5 protein-coding genes are annotated in these 4,514 nt (G+C 40.1%); 4 read left to right on the top strand and 1 reads right to left on the bottom strand.

The window, feature by feature from the left end; genetic code table 11:
- The first annotated feature begins 465 nt into the window (after positions 1–465).
- Positions 466–696 carry a DUF2188 domain-containing protein gene (locus L4C35_RS22755; protein ID WP_428465000.1) on the top strand — a complete coding sequence of 77 codons (231 nt, stop codon included), beginning with the start codon at positions 466–468 and terminating at the stop codon, positions 694–696.
- Between the two features lie 660 nt (positions 697–1,356).
- Positions 1,357–1,554, top strand: coding sequence for a hypothetical protein (locus L4C35_RS22750; RefSeq protein WP_428464999.1), 198 nt, complete (start codon positions 1,357–1,359; stop codon positions 1,552–1,554).
- Positions 1,555–1,630: 76 nt separating this feature from the next.
- Here L4C35_RS22750 and L4C35_RS22745 read toward each other — a convergent pair whose 3' ends face one another.
- The gene (locus L4C35_RS22745; protein ID WP_428464998.1) at positions 1,631–1,828 is read right to left on the bottom strand and encodes a hypothetical protein; all 198 of its coding nucleotides are present in this window, start codon (positions 1,826–1,828) and stop codon (positions 1,631–1,633) included.
- 141 nt (positions 1,829–1,969) lie between these two features.
- Between L4C35_RS22745 and L4C35_RS22740 the strand changes: the two genes are divergently transcribed.
- Together L4C35_RS22740 and L4C35_RS22735 are read left to right on the top strand one after the other, a co-directional pair.
- Positions 1,970–2,662, top strand: coding sequence for a hypothetical protein (locus tag L4C35_RS22740; RefSeq protein ID WP_428464997.1), 693 nt, complete (start codon positions 1,970–1,972; stop codon positions 2,660–2,662).
- A 645-nt stretch (positions 2,663–3,307) separates the two neighbouring features.
- Positions 3,308–4,126: a chromosome partitioning protein ParA gene (locus tag L4C35_RS22735; RefSeq protein WP_428464996.1), complete on the top strand. Its 819-nt coding sequence runs from the start codon at positions 3,308–3,310 to the stop codon at positions 4,124–4,126.
- Positions 4,127–4,514: the final 388 nt, after the last annotated feature.

The raw sequence follows: 4,514 nt of genomic DNA, 5'->3' as shown, positions 1-4,514 counted from the left end.
ATTTTGTGGGTAAACGCGCAGTAATTTTCGTGGTTATAGTTTTGAATTTGTCTGCCTTGAGTTGAGTGTTTGTCGCGCTTAATTAGCGCAGTTTTCAACTGCATTTCATCATGGCAGGCAAGCTGCTTAACCCAAGTCAAACGGCCGGGTAACAAGGCCATTAATACGACCACCAACGCTCGGCATTCTAGGTCTGAATTGGCTTTAGTGTTTTCGGTGGTCTCATTAACATAATCGTAATACGTTGTGGCGTATTATGGCGAGCGTTAGGTGCTTCTGCAACCTTGTTATTTGTCAATTACATCAAAGTTAGGCCTGTATCACCTATCTGAAATTTCATTCCTTTTTTTAATACCCACACCTTGTTTGTTGATATTTCAGCCCCATATATTCCGTGTCTGAGGGAGGTTTTAACTATATATAGTGTTTTCTCTCGGCGATGTTTAATAACTATGAGGGTCTTATATGGCGCGAAAAACAACGCATGTAGTACCGCATCCGGATGGTTGGGCGGTAAAGAGTGGTGGCGCTTCGAAAGCTCACCGAGTGACTAAAACTCAAGCTGAAGCCGAGAAAATTGCTCGGCAAGTTAGCCAAAACAAGCAAGGAGAAATGTTGATTCACGGAAAAAATGGCCGCATCCGTAAGGCTAGTAGCCATGGAAATGATCCTTGTCCTCCAAAGGACAAATCATAAAAGGCTTTGAAAGCGGCAACTTTCAAAGCCCCGTAAGAATCAATTAGGTGGGACGGCAATCCCAAGTGTAGACAAATACCCACTGATCAGTGCGATAGTAAACAACTTTTATATTTTACAAAAGTGTTTATTCGTACAGTGGGTTACTTAAAAGGTAACTAAAGATGCAAAGATATTTGAATCGAGGTGGTAATTCCAATGTACATTCATTCGCAATTGAAGCTGACTCAATTACAGTGATGTTTAATGGAGGAGCTACGTATCTCTACACAGTTGCAAGTACCGGCGTAGCCCATATCCAACAGATGAAAGAGCTAGCAGTAGCAGGGCAAGGACTTAATAGCTTTATTGGTAGGATCGTAAAGAAACGTTTTGCTCGGAAGCTACGTTAAGCACCTAACAAGGCCATCAAAACGACCACCAACACTCGGTATTTCAGATTTGAATTGACTTCAGTGTTTTCGGTGGTCGTATCAATTATGTTGAAATTTGTTTGTGGCGTTTTATGGCAGGCGTTACCCGACGTGGTTGAGTTCTTTTTGCTTACCTAACTCCGCTGTTGTTGTGAGTTGGTCAATTCCAGATAAATCCGTATGCAGTAAGATTCGTTCGTCGTTTGTAGCGGATTCTTATTTTTAAACGTCTTAACGACTTGCGTGAATGCTCGCTGGTAACCGCGCCAACTTCTGTATTGGTTTTAACCATGGTTCGGCCGTGGCGGTTGATACTCCGTGTACTTACCAGTTCTTAAATTTCTTAGCTATTGCCGCGCCATCATCGAGGATAGCCGCTTTCAATATTGTGGTCGGAGCGCTGGCAGGGAAGTGGTTACATTTTGGTGGTTGCCGAAAGAAATAGAACTACAGGCGATGTTCGCGGCTTGAATTTGGCTGCCTTTTTATCCGTATTCGAGCTCGTTTTTGGTTCATCTTTTCTAGGTAAACCATAGTGCTAACATTATCGTAGCCGCTATTTTGTGGGTAAACGCGCAGTAATTTCCGTGGTTATAGTTTTGAATTTGTTTGCCTTGAGTTATGTGTTTTTCGCGCTTAATCAGCGCAGTTTTCAACTGCACTTCATCATGGCAGGCAAGCTGCTTTATCCAAGTCAAACGGCCGGGTAACAAGGCCATTAATACGACCACCAACGCTCGGCATTCTAGGTCTGAATTGGCTTTAGTGTTTTCGGTGGTCTATCAACATTATCGTAATACGTTGTGGCGTATTATGGCGAGCGTTAGGTTAATAAAGGGTAAGTTAATTAAGGATGATAAATGGATGATGATCTAACGTTATTAAGTGAATTTAACAAGCTGGTGAAAAATAAAGCAACCATATATGGAAGAAACTATATATATGATACTAATGGGTGTTATACAGTTAGCTTTTATCGGTTATTTGAAGGTGTAGATAGCTCAACTGGAGTTTGCAAACTGAAATATCTAGGGGCTTTTAATCACGGTGATGTTTTTGAAGAAATGGAACCTAGCAATACTGGTTTTGTCACTTCTAGTGAAGGAGCTGTGATTGAGGGCTATCCTCTATCCAAAAATACAGTTTCTGTTGGTGAGTTTAGAGTTGAATATAAATCAACATATATAAAAACAAATACTCATGAATCGCTTTTATCATTTTCTCGATATTGGGTGTCAGATTTTGAGATGATTAATAAGAGTTATCCAAACGAAGCAAAAAAAATATCAGAGTTGTTAGATCAAAGTATATCTAGCTTAGCGAAAATTCAAACATCGAATGGTTATAAATCAGCTTGGGTTTATTATCGTTTTCTTGAAAGTTATGAGTATTTATTATCCATAGTAAATTCAAGTATATTAATAAACACTTGTTATTACTTTTGCCCTAAAATTTACTACAACAAGTATGCATCGCGTTTTATATCTAAGTCGAAGCAGGAGAGAACTCTATTTTATAGGAGCCGAAAACCTGACTGGAACCGTTGGAATTAACCTAACAAAGCCATCAATACGACCACCAACGCTCGGCATTTTAGGTATGAATTGGCAGTGGTGTTTTCGGTGGTTCTATCAACGTCATCGCAATACGTTGTGGCGTATTATGGCGAGCGTTAGGCATAAGGCTCATATCTGCCGATGGCGTAGCGCTCCGGAGTTGTTGTCAAATAGCAAAAAATCCGACATCGTTGAAAAAGGAACATATATGCAATCTCATAAGCGCGACTGGCATGGTTCGCATCAACCTTGGAGTTATCACCCCCAAGCGTTTCGATGGTCGGGGGAGATTATTTGTGGAATAAACTTTTTGCCGATCGCCACTGAAATGCGTGCATGGATGTTACAGCAAGGCCAGCTCTCTCTTATGCCCGCTAAGGAAGCCCCTGAAAAAGGCGGCTTTACGAATCCCTATACGAATAATGGCGTTACGCTATCGCTTCTTATGAGTCGAGTTATAAACTGTTCTCACGACTATGCCAATGTCGTTAATCCTACCTATGACGAGATTGACTCAGAAATCGAAAGGTTACGCCTATATAACGAGATACTTCTCTATTCTGCAAGAATATGCGAAGTTACGATTAAGCAACTTCTCTACTGCACACAGATCCCCAAAAACAGGTATGGAGTTCGGCGCGCTTGGCTAGTTCAGAGTTGGCACACCTTATGGCAGGCGTTATATTTTTTGGGAGGTTAGGTGTGCAACTAAATCAGAGTTTTATTTCTAAAATCGAGGCGGCGATAGATAATACAGCCTTCACAGTCGACGATTTTGACATTAAGTATCCACAATATGGAGATCTTATTCAATTGTCATTTAAGCATCACCCATCTTTTCAGTTCAATGTTAAGGAAGTTGAATATGAAGAGGAGGTCAAGAAATCTCAACCTAAAGGTGGCATATTTGCTGCGGCAGGCTTTCCTTCAACGGAAACTTCAGAGTATAAAAAAGTAAATAAAATTAAATATGTAATTACAGAACGTCCTGGTGATATTAAGTCAGAAGACATATACGATTTATCATCACTAAAACCGATTATAAGTAGCATTCAGGGTTGGTGCGAGAATATAGAGACGGAATTGTTGGTAATTTACTCTCCAAAAATAGTTGATGATGAACAATTACATGATCGAATTGAAAAGATTTTTCCTAGTAATGTTGAAAACCCTGAGAGTCATTTTTCATCGACTGAGGTGGATGAGTTGCGGAATAATTTAGATTCATTATTTGAACGAATTCAGGTCATTAAAGAAGAATGTAAATTATCAGAAGAGAAATTAGAAAAATTAAAATCGGCTTTAGATAAGGCAAGTACTACGGCTGAAAAATTGCCTAAAGGTGTTTGGCTTAATGTTAATAAAAGTAAGATATCTGCATCTATAAAAAAGGTATTTTCTGTTCCTGAAGTAAGAGATTTTGCCTTAGAGGCTATTAAGAAAATAGCTTTGGGTGCATAAAATATAACAAATGCATCAACACGATTTGCTACATTCGGCATTCTAGGTTTCTTTGAGTTTACCGTGTTTAGTGGTAAATTTGGGCTTAGTCTGTATCGTAGCAAACGTGTTATGCAGGCGTTACCCGACTTGGTTGAGTCCTTTTTGTGTACCTAACTCCGTAGTCGCTGCGAGTTGGTCAATTCCAGTGAAATCCGTATGCAGTAAGATTCGTTCGTCGTTTGTAGCGGATTCTTATTTTTAAACGTCTTAACGACTTGCGTGAATGCTCGCTGGTAACCGCGCCAACTTCTGTATTGGTTTTAACCATGGTTCGGCCGTGGCGGTTGATACTCCGTGTACTTACCAGTTCTTAAATTTCTTAGCTATTGCCGCGCCATCATCGAGG

Source organism: Photobacterium kagoshimensis, assembly GCF_050337045.1.
In the GTDB taxonomy this organism is placed as follows: Bacteria; Pseudomonadota; Gammaproteobacteria; order Enterobacterales; family Vibrionaceae; genus Photobacterium; species Photobacterium kagoshimensis.
The sequence above is the reverse complement of the archived record's forward strand: the minus strand, read 5'-3'. Positions and strand labels throughout refer to the sequence as shown.

Bases quoted from the DNA above. Each gene is read 5' to 3' on its own strand.
- L4C35_RS22745 (WP_428464998.1), bottom strand. From the start codon at position 1,828: ATGGCCTTGTTACCCGGCCGTTTGACTTGGATAAAGCAGCTTGCCTGC.
- L4C35_RS22740 (WP_428464997.1), top strand. From the start codon at position 1,970: ATGGATGATGATCTAACGTTATTAAGTGAATTTAACAAGCTGGTGAAA.
- L4C35_RS22755 (WP_428465000.1), top strand. From the start codon at position 466: ATGGCGCGAAAAACAACGCATGTAGTACCGCATCCGGATGGTTGGGCG.
- L4C35_RS22750 (WP_428464999.1), top strand. From the start codon at position 1,357: ATGCTCGCTGGTAACCGCGCCAACTTCTGTATTGGTTTTAACCATGGT.